The 21,442-nt window shown below is 59.6% G+C and carries 20 protein-coding genes; 16 read left to right on the top strand and 4 right to left on the bottom strand.

Going from position 1 to position 21,442, the window contains the following annotated elements; all coding sequences use genetic code 11:
* The first annotated feature begins 12 nt into the window (after nucleotides 1–12).
* The 7 genes from FIV05_RS29605 to FIV05_RS29575 are packed head-to-tail and all read left to right on the top strand — an operon-like array spanning nucleotide 13 to nucleotide 7,326.
* A complete protein-coding gene (locus tag FIV05_RS29605) occupies nucleotides 13–1,323 on the top strand; it encodes an aromatic ring-hydroxylating dioxygenase subunit alpha (protein WP_152512399.1) in 1,311 nt (436 codons plus the stop codon).
* Entirely contained in the window at nucleotides 1,323–1,796 is a 474-nt protein-coding gene (locus FIV05_RS29600; protein WP_077294496.1) for an aromatic-ring-hydroxylating dioxygenase subunit beta, read from the top strand. The genes FIV05_RS29605 and FIV05_RS29600 overlap by 1 nt, the downstream gene beginning before the upstream one ends.
* Entirely contained in the window at nucleotides 1,793–3,406 is a 1,614-nt protein-coding gene (locus FIV05_RS29595; protein WP_152512400.1) for an AMP-binding protein, read from the top strand. The genes FIV05_RS29600 and FIV05_RS29595 overlap by 4 nt, the downstream gene beginning before the upstream one ends.
* The gene (locus FIV05_RS29590) at nucleotides 3,406–4,581 is read left to right on the top strand and encodes a thiolase family protein (RefSeq protein ID WP_152512401.1); all 1,176 of its coding nucleotides are present in this window, start codon (nucleotides 3,406–3,408) and stop codon (nucleotides 4,579–4,581) included. The genes FIV05_RS29595 and FIV05_RS29590 overlap by 1 nt, the downstream gene beginning before the upstream one ends.
* Nucleotides 4,578–5,834, top strand: coding sequence for an SDR family NAD(P)-dependent oxidoreductase (locus tag FIV05_RS29585; RefSeq protein ID WP_152512402.1), 1,257 nt, complete (start codon nucleotides 4,578–4,580; stop codon nucleotides 5,832–5,834). The genes FIV05_RS29590 and FIV05_RS29585 overlap by 4 nt, the downstream gene beginning before the upstream one ends.
* A complete protein-coding gene (locus FIV05_RS29580) occupies nucleotides 5,831–6,604 on the top strand; it encodes a cyclase family protein (RefSeq protein WP_152512403.1) in 774 nt (257 codons plus the stop codon). The genes FIV05_RS29585 and FIV05_RS29580 overlap by 4 nt, the downstream gene beginning before the upstream one ends.
* Nucleotides 6,601–7,326, top strand: a complete 726-nt coding sequence (locus FIV05_RS29575) for an SDR family oxidoreductase (RefSeq protein ID WP_152512404.1) — start codon at nucleotides 6,601–6,603, stop codon at nucleotides 7,324–7,326. Before FIV05_RS29580 ends, FIV05_RS29575 begins: the two co-directional genes overlap by 4 nt.
* 218 nt (nucleotides 7,327–7,544) lie before the next feature.
* Here the strand turns inward: FIV05_RS29575 and FIV05_RS29570 are convergent, their stop codons facing one another.
* Nucleotides 7,545–7,946, bottom strand: coding sequence for a thioesterase family protein (locus FIV05_RS29570; protein ID WP_152512494.1), 402 nt, complete (start codon nucleotides 7,944–7,946; stop codon nucleotides 7,545–7,547).
* 409 nt (nucleotides 7,947–8,355) lie between these two features.
* On the opposite strand from FIV05_RS29570, the gene FIV05_RS29565 reads away from it, so the two are divergent.
* The 4 genes from FIV05_RS29565 to FIV05_RS29550 all read left to right on the top strand — a co-directional run bounded on the left by FIV05_RS29565 (nucleotide 8,356) and on the right by FIV05_RS29550 (nucleotide 13,696).
* The gene (locus tag FIV05_RS29565) at nucleotides 8,356–9,372 is read left to right on the top strand and encodes a TRAP transporter substrate-binding protein (RefSeq protein WP_152507936.1); all 1,017 of its coding nucleotides are present in this window, start codon (nucleotides 8,356–8,358) and stop codon (nucleotides 9,370–9,372) included.
* A gap of 54 nt (nucleotides 9,373–9,426) precedes the next feature.
* On the top strand, nucleotides 9,427–9,924 hold the full coding sequence (locus FIV05_RS29560) for a TRAP transporter small permease subunit (protein WP_077294517.1): 498 nt from the start codon (nucleotides 9,427–9,429) through the stop codon (nucleotides 9,922–9,924).
* A complete protein-coding gene (locus tag FIV05_RS29555) occupies nucleotides 9,917–11,230 on the top strand; it encodes a TRAP transporter large permease (protein WP_023001304.1) in 1,314 nt (437 codons plus the stop codon). The genes FIV05_RS29560 and FIV05_RS29555 overlap by 8 nt, the downstream gene beginning before the upstream one ends.
* Before the next feature lie 147 nt (nucleotides 11,231–11,377).
* Nucleotides 11,378–13,696 carry a cytochrome P450/oxidoreductase gene (locus FIV05_RS29550; protein ID WP_152512495.1) on the top strand — a complete coding sequence of 773 codons (2,319 nt, stop codon included), beginning with the start codon at nucleotides 11,378–11,380 and terminating at the stop codon, nucleotides 13,694–13,696.
* A gap of 53 nt (nucleotides 13,697–13,749) precedes the next feature.
* On the opposite strand, the gene FIV05_RS29545 is transcribed toward FIV05_RS29550, so the two are convergent.
* Nucleotides 13,750–14,427 (bottom strand): SH3 domain-containing protein, encoded by a 678-nt coding sequence (locus tag FIV05_RS29545; RefSeq protein ID WP_152512405.1) that lies wholly within the window; start codon nucleotides 14,425–14,427, stop codon nucleotides 13,750–13,752.
* A 295-nt stretch (nucleotides 14,428–14,722) separates the two neighbouring features.
* On the opposite strand from FIV05_RS29545, the gene FIV05_RS29540 reads away from it, so the two are divergent.
* From FIV05_RS29540 to FIV05_RS29525, 4 genes are all read left to right on the top strand, one after another.
* Complete coding sequence (locus FIV05_RS29540; protein ID WP_023001301.1) at nucleotides 14,723–15,439, top strand: response regulator transcription factor; 717 nt, start codon at nucleotides 14,723–14,725, stop codon at nucleotides 15,437–15,439.
* Nucleotide 15,440: 1 nt separating this feature from the next.
* Complete coding sequence (locus tag FIV05_RS29535; RefSeq protein ID WP_152512406.1) at nucleotides 15,441–16,778, top strand: HAMP domain-containing sensor histidine kinase; 1,338 nt, start codon at nucleotides 15,441–15,443, stop codon at nucleotides 16,776–16,778.
* A gap of 56 nt (nucleotides 16,779–16,834) precedes the next feature.
* Nucleotides 16,835–17,413 (top strand): hypothetical protein, encoded by a 579-nt coding sequence (locus FIV05_RS29530; protein ID WP_023001299.1) that lies wholly within the window; start codon nucleotides 16,835–16,837, stop codon nucleotides 17,411–17,413.
* 115 nt (nucleotides 17,414–17,528) lie between these two features.
* Entirely contained in the window at nucleotides 17,529–17,771 is a 243-nt protein-coding gene (locus tag FIV05_RS29525; RefSeq protein ID WP_200863787.1) for a cysteine rich repeat-containing protein, read from the top strand.
* Nucleotides 17,772–17,858: 87 nt separating this feature from the next.
* On the opposite strand, the gene FIV05_RS29520 is transcribed toward FIV05_RS29525, so the two are convergent.
* Entirely contained in the window at nucleotides 17,859–18,776 is a 918-nt protein-coding gene (locus tag FIV05_RS29520; RefSeq protein WP_152512407.1) for a LysR family transcriptional regulator, read from the bottom strand.
* A 111-nt stretch (nucleotides 18,777–18,887) separates the two neighbouring features.
* On the opposite strand from FIV05_RS29520, the gene FIV05_RS29515 reads away from it, so the two are divergent.
* Nucleotides 18,888–19,517, top strand: a complete 630-nt coding sequence (locus FIV05_RS29515) for an NAD(P)H-dependent oxidoreductase (RefSeq protein ID WP_152512408.1) — start codon at nucleotides 18,888–18,890, stop codon at nucleotides 19,515–19,517.
* A gap of 325 nt (nucleotides 19,518–19,842) precedes the next feature.
* Here the strand turns inward: FIV05_RS29515 and FIV05_RS29510 are convergent, their stop codons facing one another.
* Nucleotides 19,843–21,432, bottom strand: a complete 1,590-nt coding sequence (locus FIV05_RS29510) for a GMC family oxidoreductase N-terminal domain-containing protein (RefSeq protein ID WP_152512409.1) — start codon at nucleotides 21,430–21,432, stop codon at nucleotides 19,843–19,845.
* Nucleotides 21,433–21,442 lie beyond the last annotated feature (10 nt).

Below are 21,442 nucleotides of genomic sequence, written 5' to 3'. Positions count from 1 at the left end.
GGAGGAGCCAGCATGCAAACGGCCAGCCAAATCGCCGCTCTGTTCACGGGGCCGCAGGTGCATCGGGACGTCTACACGAGCCCGGAAATCTACAAGCTGGAAATGCAGCATCTGTTCGCAAACACCTGGGTGTTTGTCGGCCATGACAGCCAGACCCCGAACAAGGGCGACTATTTCACCACGCAGATCGGCGACCAGCCTGTCATCCAGGTGCGTCACTCCGATGGCGAAATCCACGTTCTTTACAATCGCTGCCCGCACAAGGGCACCAAGATCGCGATCGACCGGGAAGGCAATACGGGCAAGTTCTTCCGGTGCCCTTATCACGCCTGGTCGTTCAAGACGGACGGCTGCCTGCTCGCGATCCCGCTGAAGAAGGGTTACGAGAACACCGGCTTCGAAAACACCAAAAATGCCAAGGGCATGACAGCCGTTGGTGCGGTCAAGAACTATCGCGGGTTCGTCTTTGCCCGCCTGGCTGCCGAGGGCATCAGCTTCGAGGATTACTTCGGCGACAGCCTGAGTTCCATCGACAACATGGTCGACCGCTCGCCGGAAGGACGGCTTGAGATCGCCGGTCCGCCGCTGCGCTACATGCACAAGTGCAATTGGAAGATGCTGGTCGAAAACCAGACCGACACTTGTCACCCGATGGTCGCCCACGAAAGCTCCGCCGGAACCGCTGTGAACATCTGGAAGGAGATGGGGAACCCGGAACCGCGTCCGCCCGCGATGGAGATCATCGCGCCCTTCATGTCGCCCTACGAGTTCTTCGAGAACATGGGCATTCGTACCTGGCCGAACGGGCACGGGCATACGGGCGTGCATCACTCGATCCATTCCGACTATTCCGCGATACCTGGCTATTTCGAGGCCTTGAGCGAAACCCACGGCGAGGAGCGCGCGAAGGAAATTCTCGGCGAGAACCGGCATAACACGGTCTATTTCCCGAACATCATGATCAAGGGACCGATCCAGCAGCTGCGCAATTTCATTCCGCTGGGGCCCGACAAGACACTGGTCGAAAGCTACATCTACCGTCTGGTCGGGGCGCCGGACGAACTTCTGGCGCGCACCGCCATGTACAACCGGATGATCAACGCTCCGACATCGATGGTCGGCCACGACGATCTGGAAATGTACGAGCGCGCGCAGGAAGGCCTCATGTCCAATGGCATGGAATGGGTCAATGTTCAGCGCCTCAGAACGGAAGAGGAAGACTTTGGCGAGGAGGCCGTGGAAAACGGCACCACGGAACGGCAGATGCGCAACCAGTTCGATGCCTGGGTGAAATTCATGACAGCTACGATGGAGAATGCGTGATGGCGGTTTCCAGGGAAGAGGTCATCGACTTCATCTATGACGAAGCAAGAATGCTGGACGAGGGCCGCTACAGTGAATGGCTGTCGTTGTGGCTGGAAGACGGCCACTACTGGATGCCGCTCGACTACAAGCAGACCGATCCGCATCTGGTGACGTCCCTGCTCTACGAGGACATGTTCATGCTGCGCTTGCGCGTGGAACGGCTGAACGGGGCCAGAACCTTCAGCCAGAAGCCCAAGAGCCGTTGTCACCATGTCATCCAGCGGCCCTTCATCGACGAGATGGATGGGGATAGGATCGTCACCAACACATCCATGCATTATGTCGAAACGCGCCTGGACGAGCAGTTTCTGCTGGCGCTGACGGCAACGCACGAACTGAAAGTGGTCGATGGCGAGATCAGGATAGCCAACAAGCGGGTCGACATCCTCAATTGCGACGCCGCTTTCGGCAATATCCAGTTGCTGCCATGACAGCCATGACAGTTGAAACAGTTTATGAGGCCTTCGCTGCAACGGCGGAGAAATTTCCGGACCGACCGTTTCTGAACGTTCTGCCCGGCACTGCAGATATCTACGACATACCGCCCGGCGAGCTGACATATGGCACCGCACGCCAGGAAGTCGACACGCTTGCGCAGAACTTGATGGAGGCTGGCTATGGTGCAGGCGTGCGTGTTGCCCTGCTTCTGGAAAACCGGCCCACGTTCTTCCTGCATTGGCTCGCGGTAAACCGAATTGGCGGCTCCGTTGTGCCGGTCAATCCGGACCTGAGAGCTGCGGAGCTTGAATATCTCATCGGCCACTCCGAACCGGCGTTGATCATATCGATCGAAGACCGCCACAAGGAACTTGAGGCTGCCGTTGCCGCTGCCGGCATCAAGGCGGCCGTGATAGCCCCCGGCGACCCTGCCCCCGGGCCGCGCGACCAGGCGGTCACCGCCCGGCCGCTGGAAGGCGAGGCCCGCGAGGCGGCTATCCTCTACACCTCTGGCACGACCGGCAAACCGAAGGGCTGCGTCCTTCCCAATACCTATTTCCTGCTTGCTGGCCGCTGGTATGCCAGTGTCGGCGGACTGGCAACGCTGACGGAAGACGGCGAGCGTATGATCACGCCCCTGCCCGTCTTCCATATGAACGCAATGGCCTATTCCTTCATGGCGATGGTCATGGTTGGCGGGTGTCTTACCGTTCTGGATCGCTTCCACCCGCGTGCGTGGTGGCAGGATGTTGCCGCGTCCCGGGCAACCTGTCTGCACTACCTGGGCGTGATGCCGTCCATGCTGATGGGGTTCGACCCTTCCCCTGAAGAGCGTGCGCATCAGGTGCGTTTCGGCTTTGGCGCAGGTGTTGACCCGAAGCTGCAGATTGCCTTCGAGGACCGTTTCGGCTTTCCGCTGGTCGAAGCCTGGGCGATGACGGAAACCGGAGCCGGGGCGGTGATTGCCGCCTCGGGTGAAGACCGGCTGGTGGCCCAGGCAAGCATCGGCAAGCCAGGCACGGGCGTCGAATGCCGACTTGTTGACGACAGTGGCAGGGAGGCGGTTCAGGGTGAATTGCTGGTGCGCCACGCGGGGCCGGATCCGCGCTACGGTTTCTTCTCGGAATACTACAAGGACGCAGCCGCGACGGATGAGGCCTGGAAAGACGGCTGGTTCCATACCGGCGACATCGTCCGCCAGGGCAAAGACGGCAACCTGTTTTTTGTCGACCGCAAGAAAAACGTCATCCGGCGATCGGGCGAGAACATCGCTGCCGTAGAGGTGGAATCGATCCTGATGCGCCATCCCGACATCGAGGCGGCTGGTATTGCCCCTGTGCCCGACCCGGTGCGCGGCGACGAGGTGTTTGCCTGCCTGAAAGTGAAGAACCCGAGCCGAGACAAGGCCGAGGCGATCACACGCTGGTGCCTGGAGCAGATGGCCTATTACAAGGCACCGGGCTACATCGCCTTTGTCGACAAGCTGCCGTTGACGCCGACCCAGAAGATCCAGCGGGCCGCCTTGAAGGAATTGGCACTGCAGCTTCTGGACGATGCCGATACAATCGCCACCGGTCACATGAAAAAGCGGCAGGCCAGTTGATGGGGAAACGACAGAGCTATGAGGGCGTTGCGGTCACCGCACCGGTTTCAATTCCCTACCAGCGTTACTCCATCGAAACGGCCCATTGGTGGATCGCAAGCGCATTGCGCGGATCCCTTCAGGCCGCTGGTTTGAGGCCTGCGGATATTGACGGGTTTTCGGTTGCAAGCTTCACCCTGTTTCCGGATACGGCTGTCGGGCTGACGCAGCATCTGGGCCTGTGCCCCAGGTGGCTGGACAATATTCCGATGGGTGGTGCCAGTGGTGTGGTTGCCCTGCGGAGGGCCGCACGTGCAGTCCAGGCGGGCGACGCGGATATCGTGGCCTGCGTTGCCGGCGACACCAACCACATCGACAGCTTCAGAAATCTGCTGTCGAGCTTTTCCCGCTTTGCCCAGGATGCCTCCTACCCTTACGGATTTGGGGGGCCGAATGCCAATTTCGCGCTTCTGACCGACCGGTACATGCAGGAATATGGCGCGACACGCGAGGATTTCGGCAGGATCTGCGTTGCGCAGCGTGCCAATGCCCTGCGCAATCCGAACGCGCTTATGAAGAAGCCGCTGACGCTCGAGCAATATCTCGACGCCCGCCCGATCGCCGATCCGATTGCCCTGTTCGACTGTGTCATGCCTTGCGCCGGGTCCGAGTGTTTTCTCGTCATGTCCATTGAAGAGGCTGAGCGGCGGAACCTGCCCTATGCCGTGATCGGCGGAACAATCGAGCGCCACAACGCCCATGCCGAGGATCCCGTGCAGTTGCGCGGGGGGTGGACGCTCGATGTCGAAGAACTCTACACCATGGCGGACTGCTCGCCGGACGACATCGATCTCCTGCAGACCTATGACGATTATCCCGTCATTTCGATGATGCAGATCGAGGATCTCGGTTTCTGCGACAAGGGCGGCGCCCCCGATTTCGTCAGGAACCGCGACCTGACAATTTCCGGAGACTTTCCGCACAACACGTCCGGCGGACAACTGTCTGCCGGTCAGGCCGGGGCCGCGGGTGGTTTCATCGGCCTCGTTGAAGCGCTGCGCCAGGTACTGGGCACGGCCGGAGGCACGCAGGTGGCTGATGCGACGACCGCGATGGTGTCCGGATTCGGCATGATCAATTACGACCGCGGCGTCTGCACGAGTGCGGCCATTGTGAAAACAGGGAGCCCGGCATGAGCACACCGCTTTCCCCTCCCCGCAAGAAAGATCCGCAAAAGCGCACACAGTCTCCGCTACGTCCCCCGGAGGCCCGATCCCGTGCGGCTCTCGGCCTGACCGCGGCTGCTGCGGAAGGCCGTTTCGCTCTTCAGGTCTGTGACGACTGCGGCACGGTGCAATATCCGCCCCGGGACGTTTGCGGAAGCTGCCTGTCGGCCGGGCTGGAATGGCAGGACATCTCGCCTGCGGGCACACTGCTGGCAGAGACGCAGATCCGCACGTCGATCAATCTCTACTTCCGGGAGAGAACGCCCTGGCGCATGGGCTCGGTGCAGCTGGATGCCGGTCCTGTGGTCCTGTGCCATGTGCATGGCGACTGCGAGCGCGGCGGAGAAGTTACACTACTCAACCGTCTTGACGCGTCCGGCCAGGGCGTTTTGCTGGCAGTGCCCAAGGACAGGACAAGCAATATGGAAGACGATCCGCAAATGCGTGCCCTTTCAGCCGACCCGAAACACAGGCGTATCCTGATCACGGACCTGCGAAACCCGAATACGCCGGCTCTGGTGACGTCGCTGCTGGAGGCAGGGGCTTCAACCATCTTTGTCGGCGAGGCCGAAAGCTGGCGTCCGCACGCCAACCGCGATCTGTTATCCGGGCTCGAAAAGGTCAGCGTGCTGCCGCTTGACGTCACAGACACCGCTTCGGTAGAGCGGCTTGCCGGGGAAATTGGCGGCAAGACGGATATTCTGGTCAACAATGCCCGGTTTCTGCGGCCGGGCGGTGTTCTGGCAAGAGGCGATACTGCCTTTGCGCGTGAGGAAATGGAGACCAATTATCTTGGTCTGATGCGTCTTGCGCAGGCCTTCGGACCGGGCATGTGCGCCCGCACCAACGATGGCGTCAACTCGGCGGTTGCCTGGGTGAATATCCTGTCAGTGTTCGCCCTGTCCAACACACCGGACTTCGGCTGCTTTTCTGCCTCCAACGCTGCTGCCTATTCGCTGTCGCAGTCCCTGCGTGGAGAATTCCGTGCGTCCGGACTGCGTGTGATGACTGTCTTCACCGGACCGGACGAAGACGACTGGACCCAACCGGTGCCGCCTCCCAAGGTCAATGCAAAGGCTCTCGCAAGATCGGTGGTCACTGGGTTGCAACAGGGGCTCGAGGACGTGTGGTGCGGTGACGTTGCCATGGAAATACGCGAACGCTGGCGGCGGGACCCGAAAGTCCTGGAACGTGAACTCACGCAAGGGGGAGAAGGCACATGAGCGGTCTGAACCAGCTGGTTTCCGGCCTTGCCTCCGGAGCCGTCAGGATTGTGGATCTGACCCACACGCTCGATCCGGACTTTCCGGTCATCGTGCTACCGCCCGAGTTCGGTCAGTGCGCGCGTTTCCGGATGGAGGAAATCAGCGCCTACGATCACCGTGGTCCGGCATGGAAATGGCACAACATTTCCATGAGCGAACACACCGGCACCCATTTCGATGCGCCTTCGCACTGGATTTCAGGAAAGGACGTGCCAAACGGGTCTGTCGATGAGATCCCGGTCGAGGCTTTTGTCGGTCCTGTGGTGGTAATCGATTGTTCGAAAGGGGCGGCAGAGAACGACGACTTCGAACTGACGCCCGAGATCATCGCAAACTGGGAAAGCGAGTATGGCCGCATCCCGGAAGATGCCTGGGTGCTGATGCGCACCGACTGGTCCAAGCGCAGAGGCGCCGACTATCTGAACATGCGGGCAGACGGACCGCATTCGCCCGGGCCGACGCCGGAGGCGATCCGGTTTCTGATCGAGGAGCGGAACATCCGCGGTTTCGGTACCGAGACCGTCGGAACGGATGCAGGCCAGGGGGCGCACTACGTGCCGCCCTACCCCGCTCACTACTTTCTGCATGGCGCGGGAAAATACGGCCTGCAATGTCTGGCCAATCTCGATCAGCTGCCCGCGACAGGCGCAGTGCTGATCGCGGCTCCCCTGAAAATCAAGAATGGAACCGGCAGCCCGCTTCGGGTTCTGGCGATGGTGACGGAATGAGTGAATTTACGGCAGTCGTTACCGGCGGCAACAAGGGGATTGGTGCCGACCTGGTCGAAAGGCTTCTCGGTCAGGGCTACACGGTGGTGTCGGTCGCACGAACCGCACCGGAAAAATCTCACCCGAACCTGCACTCGGTGGAAGCCGACCTTCTCGATGCACAAGCCGTGGCCGCTGCCGCCGGCACGATCGCGGCGGAGTTCGACGTCACTCATCTGATCCATAATGCAGGGCTCATCTGGCCCAACCTTGTCGAGGATGCCAAGCCCGAAGACATCACCGGCCTTGCGCAGTTGCACCTGGGATCGGCATTAACACTCCTGCAGGCGGCCTTGCCGAACATGAAGGCGCGCCAGTTCGGCCGTGTCATGTTCAACGCCTCACGGGCGGCGCTCGGCGCACCGACCCGAACCGCCTACAGTGCCAGCAAGGCCGGCATGATCGGCATGGCGCGCACCTGGGCCCTGGAGCTTGCCCCGCATGGCATCACCGTGAACGTGGTCGCCCCCGGCCCGATCCTGACCGACAACTTCTGGGGCATCGTCGAAAAGGACAGCCCGCAACAGAAAGCCCTCGCCAAACGCATCCCGGTCGGGCGCATTGGCAATGTCCGGGACGTGACCAATGCCTTCCTGTTCTTCTGCGATCCGGAAAACAGCTTTGTGACCGGTCAGACGCTTTATGTCTGCGGCGGTGCGAGCGTCGGAACCCTGACGATCTAGTGTGGTGAATTTGAAATACGCCTCATTGGTGCTGCAACTGCCAGAGCGTATTTCAAATTCGAAAACCACACTAGAAACATATATTTGCTAGTCACCCTTTTGAATCTGAAGTTCGTTCGGAGCATGCCGGAAATTGAGACGAACTTCAGATTCGGGTGACTAGCGGGAGCCGCGTTTGACGGGAAACCAACGCGATTTGTTCTGAAGCCTCTGAGCCGTCAGCTGTCTTCTTGATCTTGCGGCATACAGGCCAGCAGGGCTGTTTTCACGTCGTCCGGCCAAGGAATGGAGCAATGCTTGTCGAGATCGCTGGCGGCCAGCACCTGGGTGCTCGACCAGCGCTTCTCTCCCTTGCAGCTGATCTCGTGATGCATGGTGACCGACGACCGGCCGACCCGCTTCACGGTTACTTCGAACTCCAGCTCTTCCCCGAAAAAGGAAGGGCTTGAGAAGTCGCTGGATAGATGGACAGTCGGAGTTCCCCAACGTTCCTCCCAGATAATCTTGTGCCATGGATAGCCAAGCTTCAGCCAGAATTCCTCGTTCACACCGTTGAGGATGTTCAGATAGGATGGAAAATAGGCTGTGCCGGAGATGTCGCAATCACCGAAGTTGAGCATGCGGGTGGTTTTGAATGGAACGTCCAAGATGCGTTTCTCCCTGCCACTGGCTGGCTCGCCATGTAACGGCGGCCCAATTTTATTTATTTGATTTTGCACATATCGCGGAGGGGCTTCAACACGTGGATTGTTCGCCAGGATGTTAACTCATCGCCTGCGTAAAGCGGGCTGTGCGCTGAGAAATCTGGATAAATATCTGAAATCAAGAAGAATATTCGGAGTTTCGTGAAGCGTTGATCCGTCGTGAAAATGATTGCGGAGCGACGGCGGTTTCTATTTTCGATTGCAAAAAATACATGCAGTTTCATATTTATTGACAAGGCATGCTCATCAATGGAAGTATTCAAAAACGGTCTCGGGCCTGCGGAGGAGCCCAGCCAGACAGACGCATCATTCAAGGGAGAGGAAGATGAAGTCGCTATTCAAGATTGTTGGCGCTGCCGCAGTTTCACTGAGCCTCAGCGTTTCGGCGCTTTCGGCGGAAACCGTTCTCAAGATTTCAAGCTGGCTGCCGCCAACCCATAGCGTGAATACCGGCATTTTTGCCAATCTGATCACCATGATGGAAGAAGCTACAGGCGGCGAAGTCTCGGGTGAGCTGGTCTTTGGCCTCGCCCCGCCGCCAGCCCAGATGGATCTGGTTCTCGATGGTGCCGCAGACATGGCGATCATCTTCCACGGGTATCAACCGGGCCGTTTCGTCGGGACGAAGCTGATTGAACTGCCGGGTTATGAAGGCAACGCAGAAGACGCATCCGTCGCCTATTGGCGCGTTTATGAAAAATACCTCGCCGACCTCAATGAGCATCGTGGCGTCAAGGTCATTTCACTCAACACCCATGGCCCCGGTCAGATCCATTCCAGCAAGGAAGTCAGCAGTCTTGCCGACATGAACGGCCTGAAGACGCGTATCGGCGGCGGTGTTGCCGGCGATGTGGGGTCCGCGCTCGGCCTGATCGGCATCAACGTTCCGGCTCCGAAGGTTTATGAAACGCTGGAATCCGGTGCGGCCGACGCCGTTGCGATGAATGTCGGCGAGCGTGTCGGCTTCAAGCTGAACGAAGTGGCCAAGTATCTTTATGACATGCCGGGCGGTCTCTATCGCGGCTCCTTTGCCGTGATCATGAGCCAGGAAAAATTCGACAGCCTGCCGGAGGATGTCCAGAAGGCCCTGGACGAGCAAGTGTTTGGCGAGCCCGCGAGCCGGATGGCAGGCGCATCCTGGGACGAGTCCGACACGATTGCCTATGAAGCGACCAAAAACGCAGAAGGCACGAAGATCACGCCTGCGAGCGATGATGACATCGCCAAGTTCGAGGAAATCAGCAAGGAAGTCACGGACAAGGTTCTGGCGGAACTGCAGGAAGCCGGGGTGGACGCGAAAGCCGCCTACGAAATGGTCAAGCAGGAAATGGCCGGAAACTAAACGAGTCCGGGCGGTCCGGTTCGTCCGGACCGCCCGCAGCTGAAGGATCTGGACGTGTCCCGTCTACTCAAGTTTGCGGCCAGTCTGCCGGCGCTGCTTGCCTCGTTTGCCTTGTTCGTCCTCATGGTCATGACGTTCTGCGACGTGGTGCTCCGGTCGGTGTTCAACGCGCCGATCGAAGTTGCCGCCGACATGACGCGCCTGCTCATGGCAATCATGGTTTTCTCGGTTCTGCCGGTCGTTTCCGCAAAGGATGGCCACATCTGCGTCGACCTGACGGATGGCATGTTCAAGCGCGCCGGACTGACCCGCTGGCGCAACGCTTTCACGGATCTCTTTTGCGGCCTGATGCTGGTCCTGCCGGCCATGCGCGTATTTGATCTGGCCGAACGAAGCCGCTCCTATGGCGACGTCATGGAATATCTGCGCCTGCCCCTGCACTATGTCGGATGGTTCATTTCCATCGTCACGGCAATTACCGCCGCAGTCCTCATTATCCGCGGGCTCGGCCATATTTTCGCACCGAAATTGATGAGCCCCCGGCATGCTTGAAGGACTTCTCGGATTCGCAGCGGTTCTCGTACTGGTCTTGCTGCGAGTGCCCATCGCCTTCGCCATGGGCTTTGTCGGAATGATCGGCTTCATGATTGAATCGGGCTACCGTGCCTCGATTTCCATGACGGCTCGCCTGATCATCGATACCAGTCAGGATTACGGCCTTTCGGTCGTTCCGCTGTTCATCCTCATGGGGTTGTTCGTCAACAAGGCCGGGATCAGCCGGGAGCTCTATGCCGCTTCCAATGCGTTCCTCGGCCATTTTCGCGGTGGTCTCGCGATGGCAACCATCGTTGCCTGTGGCGGGTTTGCGGCCATATCCGGATCGTCCCTTGCAACCGCCGCCACAATGTCGAAGGTGGCCATGCCGGAAATGCGTCGGTTCGGCTATGCCGACAAACTGTCGACGGCATCGATTGCCGCCGGCGGGACGCTCGGCATCCTCATACCGCCATCGGTGATCCTCGTCATTTACGGTCTGCTGACCGAAACCTCTATCGGCAAGCTTTTTGTCGCCGGCATCATTCCCGGCCTTCTGGGTGTCGTACTCTATCTGGTTGCTGTCCAGTTCACGGTCTGGCGCGATCCGGAAGCCGGTCCGGCAGGTGAACGCATCAACCTCAGCGGAAGACTGTCCGCCCTGAAGGATGTCTGGGCTGTCCTGTTGCTGTTCTTTCTGGTGATCGGCGGGCTCTATGGTGTTTTCGATGTGCCGCCGATCAACCTGAGCTTCTCGCCGACGGAAGCCGCCGGCATGGGTGCCATGGGGGCTTTTCTGATTGCGCTTGCCCGCAGACGCCTGTCGCTCGCAGATGCCCTGGAAGCCCTGCGCGAAACGGCCATGACCGCAGCCAGCCTGTTTGCAGTTCTGATCGGCGCCTGGATTTTCTCCAACTTCGTCAATATCGCAGGCCTACCGACCGCACTTAGCGACATGGTGACCGCCTACAATCTGCCGCCGTGGATGGTCATGGGGCTGATCCTGCTCATCTATATTGCGCTCGGCTGCGTGTTCGAAAGCCTGTCGATGCTGCTGTTGACCGTGCCGATTTTCTTTCCGGTCGTCACAGGGCTTGGCTATGATCCGATCTGGTTTGGCATCATCGTCGTGGTGGTAACCGAAATCAGCCTGATCACACCTCCCGTCGGCCTGAATGTCTTCGTGTTGCGGGCGGTTGTCGGCGACGTGCCGACGGCCACGATCTTCAAGGGTGTCACGCCGTTCTGGATGGTCGATATCATTCGTCTGATCATCTTGCTGACACTGCCGGGACTAGTGCTCTTGCTGCCAAACCAGATGTAGGATCAGATTTGGTCTGGCATCTGCCGGCAAGCCTCTGGCATCGGAGCCGACACAGACCGCAGACGTACCTTTTCAAAGGGGGATGCGGTCCGACTACTTTTCTGGGAGGAGGAGAAAATGGAACGCACTGCGAGCCCTGCAGACGCGATGGCAGGCGGTAAGTCTTCAAGGGGCAGACCGGACAACCCGGCCGCTGCCGAAGCCCAGTGTCCGTTTTCCAAAAAGGCTGCCGAATTCGATGCGTTCGCCGGACCCTATCAGGCGGACCCCGCAGAAGCACTGCGCTGGTCGCGGGAGCAGTTACCCGTCTTCTACAGTCCCAAGCTCGGCTATTGGGTGGTCAGTCGCTACGATGACATCAAGGCGGTCTTTCGTGACAACATCCTCTTCTCGCCCCGGAACGCCCTGGAAAAAATCACACCGGCAACGCCGGAAGCAATGGAGGTTCTGAAAGGCTACGGCTATGCAATGAACCGGACCATGGTGAACGAGGACGAGCCCGTACACATGGAACGGCGGCGCGCCCTGATGGACCACTTTCTTCCGGATAATCTGGAAGCCAGGCAGGAGATGGTGCGCCGGCTGACGCGAGAAAAGATCGACGCCTTCATCGACAGCGGCCGGGTCGATCTGGTCGATGCCATGCTTTACGAAGTGCCACTGAATGTCGCCCTGCATTTTCTGGGCGTTCCGGAAGACGACATCGCGGTCCTCAAGAACTTCTCGGTCGCCCACTCGGTCAATACCTGGGGCAAGCCCACCGACGAGCAACAGGTCGCCATTGCGCATGACGTTGGGCAGTTCTGGAACTACGCGGGCAAGATCATCGAAAAGATGCGCAAGGAGCCGGACGGAACCGGCTGGATGCATGAGACGATCCGCAAGAACGCGGAAATGCCGGATGTCGTGCCGGACAGCTACGTACATTCGATGATGATGGCGATCATCGTTGCCGCCCACGAAACGACGTCGCTTGCCTCGGCGGGCATGTTCAAGACACTGCTCACCCACAGGCAGGCCTGGCAGGATATCTGCGAGGATCCGAGCCTGATTCCCAACGCGGTAGAAGAATGCCTGCGCTATTCCGGTTCCATTGTCGCGTGGCGGCGGCAGGCGATGGCGGCGACCAGCATCGGTGGCGTCGAGATCCCGGAAGGGGCGAAGCTGCTTATCGTTCAGGCGTCTGGTAACCAGGATGAGCGGCATTTCGAAGATGGCGACAAGTTCGACATCTACCGCGACAACGCCGTCGATCACCTTACGTTCGGCTACGGCAGCCATCAGTGCATGGGCAAGAACATTGCCCGTATGGAAATGCGGATCTTCCTGGAGGAAATGACGCGCCGGCTGCCACACCTGCAACTGTCCGAACAGGAATTCACTTACCTCGCCAATACGTCCTTCAGAGGTCCGGATCATGTCTGGGTCGAGTGGGATCCGGTGAAGAACCCCGAGCGGGCCACGCCCTCGATTGCAAACGGCAACCATCATTTCCCGGTCGGAGCGCCTGCGCGCCGTGATATCGAGCGCAAGATCCGCGTCAAGAATGTCCGCAGGGAAGCAGACGGCATCCTCGGGCTGACGATCGAGGATGCCAAGGGCCGGTCCCTGCCGGGCTGGAGTGCAGGGGCACATATCGAAGTGTGCCTTGAGGGCTTTGATCGCAAATACTCTCTGTGCGGCAGAGCCGATGGCAGGGACTACGATATCGCCGTGCTTCTTGAAGAAGATGGGAGGGGTGGGTCGCGCCGAATTCACGAGGTCGCCGCAGAGGGGCTTGAACTGCGCCTTCGCGGACCCAGCAACCTCTTCCGGCTCGACGAACAGGCCAGCTCATACGTCCTGATTGCCGGAGGGATCGGCATCACGCCAATCCTCGCCATGGCAGACCGGTTGAAAGCCTTGGGGCGGGACTACACGATCCACTATTGCGGACGATCCCGCGGAAGCATGGCTTTTCTGGACCGGTTGCAGGCCGATCACTCCGGAAGGCTTGCGATCTATGCCGGGGACGAAGGTGCACGCGCGGACCTGGCCGCCATTGTCGCCGGCTTGCGCGACGGCGGGCAGATCTATGCTTGCGGTCCGCAGCGGATGATTTCCCAGCTGGAAGACCTCACTGCAAGTCACCCGGCCGACACCTTGCATTTCGAGCATTTTTCCGCGCAGGAGACCGCTCTCGATCCATCGAAGGAAAACGCCTTTCAGGTCGAACTGAAGGATTCCGGCCTGACGCTTGAAGTCGCAGCAGATGTAACGTTGCTCGACGCACTGCTCGCGTCAGGTATCGACATTGCCTGCGATTGTCGGGAAGGTTTGTGCGGCAGTTGCGAGGTTGAAGTTCTTGAGGGAGAAATCGATCATCGCGACGTGGTACTGACGCGCACCGAACGCGCGGAAAACCGGCGCATGATGTCCTGCTGCTCGCGGTCTGTGAAGGGCGGCAAGGTCAAGCTGGCGCTATAGGGTGCCTGGCGACGGTTCGCAATGAGCGAACCGTCCGCAGATCGGTAACCGTTTCAACGCTGGAAAACCCGCGTTCTGGTGCCGCCGGCAGGTCCCGTCCGGCTGACGGTGCAGGACTGACTGTTGGTGCTGCAGTTGCGAGTGCGTGACGCGGTGCCGCCGTAAGGGCCGATCACGTTTCGGGTGGCATTGCATTCACCATTGGCACAGGTGCGGGACTGGCTGGCCGAACCGCCGTAGATCCCCGTCGTCGTCCGCGTGGCCGTGCAGCTGTCTCCTGTGCAGGTAACCGCCCTGTCATGCGAAGTAACGCGTGCCGCCGGCGCGACCGGATAACCCGGGCGGTAATAATGACCCCAGCGGCCATACCAGGGATACGCGGCGTAATAGGTGTCCCAATAAGCGCGGTTATAGGCAACGACGGTGAGGCCGACTGCGGGTGCGACCACTGGCGTGATGATGACCGGGTTGCCGCGGTAAACGACTTGAATGTAGCTGGCCGACACCCAGCCGCGATACGCGCCGAAGCTCACGTCGCACCAGGAATAGCCGGAAACGCAGCCGTAAGTCGTGATCCGTGTTCCGGCGGGAACAACAGTGACGACGGGATAGCCGGTCGACGGACCAGCCCTCAGGTTCACGTTTCCGGTGGAGACGGCAACCGTTGCCGCCGCCGCAAGCGATGGTGCGCCGATCAGGATCGCCAGCGCGAGGTACAGTCGTTTCATCATGGTGTTCTCCATATGCGTCGCCGCCTTGGCAGCGGCCTCTGGAGACCCTCGACCTGTCGCTTGCACCGGGTCTTTCCGGCGCGTTGCGTTATGTTTCAATTTGTAAAACATGACCGTTCGGCCGGCGTTGGTCCTGCTGACGCGTTCAGGAAGACAAATGCCGTGGTCGCGGTGGTTCTGCACTGTGCGGCGCTCTGGCAGCCAAGGCATTTCGTTAGATTTCCGGTTTGTATGATTTTGTAATCGCTGCCTGTTTTCGTTTGATTTCGCAGGGGCGTCATGTGCAATTGAACTCATGGAACCGGATGCAAAGACAATATTGATCGTGGATGACGATCATGAAATCCGCCGCCTTGTGGGCGAGTTTCTAAGCCGGGAAGGCTTCGAAGTCGTCTCTGCACAGGATGGCCGGGACATGGATTCGGCGCTTGAACGCGTCCAGCCGGACCTTTTCATTCTTGACCTCATGTTGCCGGGCGAAGATGGACTATCCATCTGCCGCAGGCTGCGTGCTCAAGGCAATACGCCCATTCTCATGCTGACGGCAAAAGGGGATGAAACCGACCGTGTGGTCGGGCTGGAACTCGGCGCCGATGACTATGTCGTCAAGCCGTTTGGTCCGCGAGAGCTGTTGGCACGGGTCAGGGCGATGTTGCGCAGGGCCGCCTCCAACCCCTCGCAGCCCATGTCGAGACGGTTTGCCTTTGACCGCTTCATTGTCGATCTGGACGCGCGCCAGGTCGAGACCGACGATGGAGATCTGGTGTCCGTCACCAGTGCCGAATTCGATCTTCTGTCGTGTTTTGTTCTCCGCCCGCGCAGGGTTCTCTCCCGCGATCAGATTCTGGACTGGACCCGTGGTCGCAGTGCCGGTCCTTTCGACCGTACAGTCGATATCCTGGTTTCGCGCATCCGCAAGAAACTGGAAAGCTACAGCCCCGGCAGCAGCTTGATAAATACCGTTCGCAATGGCGGCTATCTTCTGACGGCCTCGGTCCGGCAGGTGGCGTGAGATGCGCTTCGGCCTGGTCGCAAGACTTGTTGCCATCGGCGCGAGCCTGCTTCTGGTCCTCTGGTTGCTGGTGCTTGGCGTCGCCTATCGCGAAGGCAGTCTTTCGCGCGCAACATCCAACCCCGAACCGGCGCAGCTTGCCGCGATTGCAGAGCTTTTTGCTGGTACTCCTCCCGCGCAGCAGGACACAGTTCTGAAAGCTGTCCGCTCGCCGGGGCTTGATGTTCAACTGGTAGCCGTTTCCGAGGTTCCCGAAACCGACAGCCAACTGCGTGACAGTGGTGTGCTTGAACCCTACCGGGCAATTCTGGGAGAGCGCCTGCTTGCCGCACAGTCTCGCAAGCTGAACGGTCTGGACGGCAGCCGCTGGCGTTTCGGCCCGATGCGCCCGCTCAAGTTCTGGATCACAGCGGGAGACGGCAAGGCTCTGGCAATCGGGGTTCATCTGCCGTTCCCGGTCACGCCTCTGGGCTTGCCTGTCGGCCTGGGGGCGGGTCTGCTTGGTACGGTGTTCGCGTTTATTGCGCTGCTTCTGTTCCACCGTGAGATCCGGCCGCTTGCAAGGCTGGCGGCGGCGGTGGACCGCATCGATCCGTCTACCGAACCTGTTCCCTTGCCGGACACCCGCGCCGGTACGCCGGAAATTTCAGCCCTCGTCCGGGCGTTCGACAGGCTGCAAAAGCGGCTTCACACCATGACCCGCTCGCGAATGGCGCTTATCGGCGGGCTCCAGCACGACGTGCGCAGCTTCGCCACCCGCCTCAGATTGCGTCTGGAAAATCTGCCCGACGCCTCGGAGCGGGAGCGGGCAACGTCCGATATCACCGACATGATCTCCCTGCTCGACAATGCTCTCCTGATTTCCCGGGCCGGCGTCGGCGTGCTCGACGAGGAGTTGCTTGATCTCTGCGAGCTTGTCAGCGCGGAGTTTGCCGAGTTCAGGGAAGCAGGACTGCCTGCCGAAGCGAGCGAGGATTTCGCGCAGAAGCAGGCATGGATCGTCGGCGATCGTGTCGCGCTCAGGCGCATCATTTTGAACGTGGTCGACAACGCAATAAAATATGGCACCCACGCGCGGGCAACCTTCGTCCTGGACGAAGAGCGGATAACGATCCTGATTGATGATGATGGCCCCGGTTTTTCGGAAGAAGCCAGATCGCTGTTGCTCGAGCCCTTTGTGCGCGCGGAACCATCAAGGTCCCGGGGAACTGGCGGTGCAGGCCTCGGTCTTTCGGTAGCCCGGTCACTGACCGAAGCCCATGACGGGGCCATCAGTCTGGAAAACAACCCTCGGGGTGGTCGGGTGAAGGTGACGCTGCCCCTCTTCAAGTCAAGCTGACCACCGGGCGGGAAACAAAAAGCTACAATTTCCCATCAGCCGGAAAACCGGCGGATATGCGGAATTTGCAGGATCTCTCCATCGACAACGAGTTGGAGAGTACCGTGAAGAAGCTGATCCCCTTGTCACTTGTGGCCGGCGTCACGCTTGCCGCCGTCATGCCTTTTGCCGCGGTGTCGCAGGACAATCCCTTCGCCATCAAAGGCCCTGCCTATCCACCCGAATTGCCTATCGTCTTCGGGGGCGTTCCCGACATCTACGACGTTGCGGAGCGCCTCGATCATCTTCGGCATTTCTATACCGGGAAAGCCGCCAGGTTCAGGCTGGCCGGAGCGTTGAGTTCGCAGGAAACGGCAATCGGCATCCGGGCCGACCAGCAGGACGAATGGCGAGCCTATACCGCTGCAATGCTCGCTCTGGTCCCGGATGCCGGCACCGTGCGCGCCCTTGCAGGAGCGCCTGACGAAGATCCCGCAGGTCCGGAAGCTTTCGGCCGGATTGAAGCTCTGGCGGACGTCCTCTCCGTCTATGGCGAAAAGGGTGCAGCGTTGAAAACCGCAGTCGAGAACCTGCGCGCAGCGCTAACGGAAGAACAGCTTGAGGCCTCCCGGTTTCCTCGCCTTACCCTCAGATAACCCGCATCTCAATACGACAGAATTGCCGGTGCTCCCGCCGCACCGGCAAAGACGGGCGCGTGGCCGCCAATGTTCTACGCGCCCGTCGTCCCCCTCAAGACATAGGATGATTTTCATGAGATTTTTAATTTCGGCTCTTTTGCTTCTGGGCGTCTCCGGGGCTCATGCCCAGGAGCTGACCCGTCAGCAGATGCGGGAAATCAGGACCGCCTGCGAAGCAGACGTGCGCAGCTTGTGCTCCGGCATACAGCCGGGCGGTGGCAGGCTTCTGCAGTGCCTTCAGGCCAATGCGGCAAGCATGTCGCCGAGTTGCGCGAACAAGCTTCTTGAACTTCAGGCGTTACGTCCCCCGCAATAACAAAAGCCGCGGCGGCAGGCCCTTCCTGGCAATGCCGCCGCTGCCAATTCAGCTTTGCCTTTTGCGGCGTCTCTGGCCCATGTCGTTTCATTCGGACGGACTGGTCCAGCCTTTCCATTCCAGCTTGCCGGAAAAGGTCTCGACGAGCGCGTCGATCAGGACCCTGACTTTCCGGGGTGTATTCGCGCCAGGGGGGCGGAGTACGTAAAGGCCGACTTCAGGTGTTGGATAGTCAAGCAGCAGGGGAACAAGGTCACCGCGCTCAACCGCATCGTTGACGAGAAACAGGGGTGCGTGAGCGATTCCAAGCCCCGCAACCGCCCAGGCTACGGTTATGTCTCCGTTGTCAGTGCGCAGACGTCCCGAGGGGCGTACCGAGATGGTCCCGTTGCCACTGTGGAAGATCCAGTCCGGTGAAAGCGCAGCTGTGTAAATGAGGCATTCGTGGGCGGTCAGGTCTTCAGGCGTTTGCGGTGTGCCGTTTTGCTTCAGGTAGGTCGGGCTGGCGACGACGATCGAGTTGATTGGTGCGATCTTGCGAGCGACGTAGCTGGAATCGCGCAACTTCCCAATTCGGATCGCAGCATCGAACCGCTCGCCGATCAGATCGACAACACGGTCAGAAAACGAGGCATCTACTTTCAACCGCGGGTGACGACAGGCCAGAGATCCGAGGATCGGGCCAAGATGTCTTGTCCCGAAGGCAAGAGGGACCGACAGTCGCAATTCTCCGACGATTTCGTTCGAGTGCTCGGAGATTGCTTCGAGCGTGTCTTCATAGTTGGCCAGAAGATCCTCGCTTCTGGATTTGAATTCCTGGCCAGCCTCCGTGGGGGCAATGCCGCGGGTCGTCCGATCCAGAAGACGGGTGCCGAGCAGGTCTTCAATCCGCGCAATTCTGCGGCTGACGATGGATTTCGAGATGCCGAGCCGCGTCGCGGCCGCGCTCAGGCTGCCGCATTCCACGACTTCGATGAAGCATCGCATATCGTCCAGATCAATCATGCGTTCCTCTCAGAGCAACAATCTGGTGCGGAAAATGACGGTTCCGGAAAAGGCATCCGGGAACCAAGTTGACGACTGAATTTCTTTCATAAAAAGCAGGACGTACAATCAATGTCTAAAGTTCTCGTACTGACAAGCAGTGTTCTGGGCGATGCCTCCGTATCCAACCAGCTTACCACCCACATCGTAAACCAGTTGCGTCTCAAGAACGGTAAAAGCAAGGTCATTGCCCGCGATCTGGGGAGCAATCCCGTACCGCATCTGACGCAGGATTCCACGATTGCCTTGCGTGTTCCCGAAGCTGAAAACGAAGTGCAGGCAAATGCGCAGGCCCTCTCCGACGAACTCATTGCCGAGTTGAAAGCGGCCGACCTGCTGGTCATCGGTGCGCCCATGTACAACTTCGGCATTCCGTCCACGCTGAAAGCCTGGTTCGACTACGTGCTGCGCGCCGGAGTAACCTTTTCCTATAGCGAGGCAGGTCCTGAAGGCCTCCTGAAAGGCAAGCGTGCTATCGTCGTCTTGACACGAGGCGGCCTCTACAGCGAAGGACCGGCGCAGCTCATGGATGCCCAGGAACCTCACCTGCGCACCTTGCTCGGCTTCATCGGCATCACGGACGTCACTTTCATTCGCGCCGAGAAACTTGCCTTCGGTGCCGCTTTCCAGGAAGAGGCCATCGCCGCAGCCAAGAAGGCAGCCAATGAGGTGGTTGACGAGTTGCAGCTGGTGGCTGCCTGACATCCTTGCAGCGGACTTCGTCGGTTGCGATAGCGAAACAGGCATATTTCAACACCGTCGTCCCCCGGCCCTGTCCCCGGCCTTGTCCCCGCCCCTGCCTATGTCAGCGGGCGGGGTTTCCGTTGTGAGCGAACGTCTGAAAGACTGTTTGGTCTCTCCCGTTCGGATTTCTGCATCCACATTCGGAAACACCTGTCCCTTCATGCTCTGCCCGAGATGAAGATCGGCTCAGTTTGGCTGTGTGATCAACAAAAGTGGACGCGGCGGAGGGAGCCGCCGCGTCCAGACCATGTTTCAATCAGAGATTAAACGTCCCCTGGACGTGTCAATGGTCGGTGTTGGGCGCATCGGACAACCCGTGCTGGTGCCGGATCATATCCGCCGCCCGCTCTCCGATGACGACACATGGGGCCATCGTATTGCCGGTCGTGATGCGCGGCATGATCGAGGCGTCGGCCAGCCGAAGGCCCTCGATACCATATACCTTGAGCTGATTATCAACCACCGACATGCTGTCCCGCCCCATCTTGGCCGTACAGGATTGATGCCAGTAGGTGACTGCGGATTTCCGGATGAAGTCGATCATGCCTGACTTGTTCCGGGACCCCGGTGCCGTCTCGGTTTTGACCAGTGGCGCGAAGGCTTCACTGTTTCCCGCTTCACGGCATAGTTCCACCGCCGCCAATGCAGCCGTCAGATCTTCCGGCTCACTCAAGGAGTTGGGTTCGATGAGCATAGGGTCGCGGGCATCCGGCCCGGACAGACGCAGCCGTCCCCGGCTTTTCGGCTGTGCAAGCCCGGCAAACATCGTCCAGCCGTGTTCAGGTGTTTCCAGGTCCGTTTCAACAGGGCTGGGCACGGCAAACTCAAGCTGGCACTGAAGGATATCGGGTTGCTGAAGACCGGAATTGCTCTTCCAGTAGAGGGTCGCTTCACAACCGCCACCGCCGACCTCCTCAGGTTTACGGTACGCCCAGGTACACCCAAACGCGATGTGATCCTGGTGATTGCGGCCAACGCCGGGAAGATGCTGGACAACGGGGATGCCGTGAACCCGCAGTTCGTCCTCGGGACCGATACCGGACTGCATCAGAACCTTGGGTGTGTGAACAGCGCCAAGTGACAGCACCGTTTCATATCGCGCGTGGAACTGCCGATATTCGCCAGCGACCAAAGCTTCAACGCCGATCACCTTCTTTCCCTCAAATAGGAGCCGCGTGACCAACGCATTGGTCAACACAGTCAGGTTTGGTTGCACCATCATCTTGTGGGTGTAGGACCGGAAGACCGACTCCCGCTTGCCATTGCGGATCCTCAGTTCCGCGATCGATGCACCGCCGGCACTTTCCATCATCTCGCCGTTGGGCGTGTCAAAGACGGGAACACCAATCATCTCCGCCGCGTCGAGAAGTGCCCTGGCAACCGGCTTTGGACTGTCAGGTTGCGCGACGTGGACGGGGCCGCCGGATCCCCTTCGCAGAGGATCCGGTGTTCCGCGCCAGTCTTCAATACGGCGGTAATATCCGAGCACGGACTGGTATCCCCAGGCTTCGTCGCCGGATTCTGCGGCGAAATGGTTCCAGTCTTCCTTGTGGCCCCGGGCCCACACCATGACATTGATGCTTGAACCACCACCAAGCCCCTTGCCCATGCTTAAGGGAAGCCGGCGGCCGGCGAGCGCAGGTGTTGGTTCACCAACGAAGCCCCAGTCACGGTCACTGCCAAGGTTCAACGGCCATTGAGCCGGTTCCATGACACTTTCGGCGAGATCGTCGCCTCCAGCCTCAAGGAGCAGAACCCTGGCATTGCCGTCTTCGGCCAATCTGGCTGCGACAACCGACCCGCTGGAACCTGCACCGCATACGATGAAATCGAATTCGGCATTTGTCTTTTCGAGCTGCATGGTCTTGTCCATGTGATCGACC

This window comes from Labrenzia sp. THAF191a, assembly GCF_009363335.1.
Taxonomy (GTDB): Bacteria; Pseudomonadota; Alphaproteobacteria; order Rhizobiales; family Stappiaceae; genus Roseibium; species Roseibium algicola.
The sequence above is the reverse complement of the archived record's forward strand: the minus strand, read 5'-3'. Positions and strand labels throughout refer to the sequence as shown.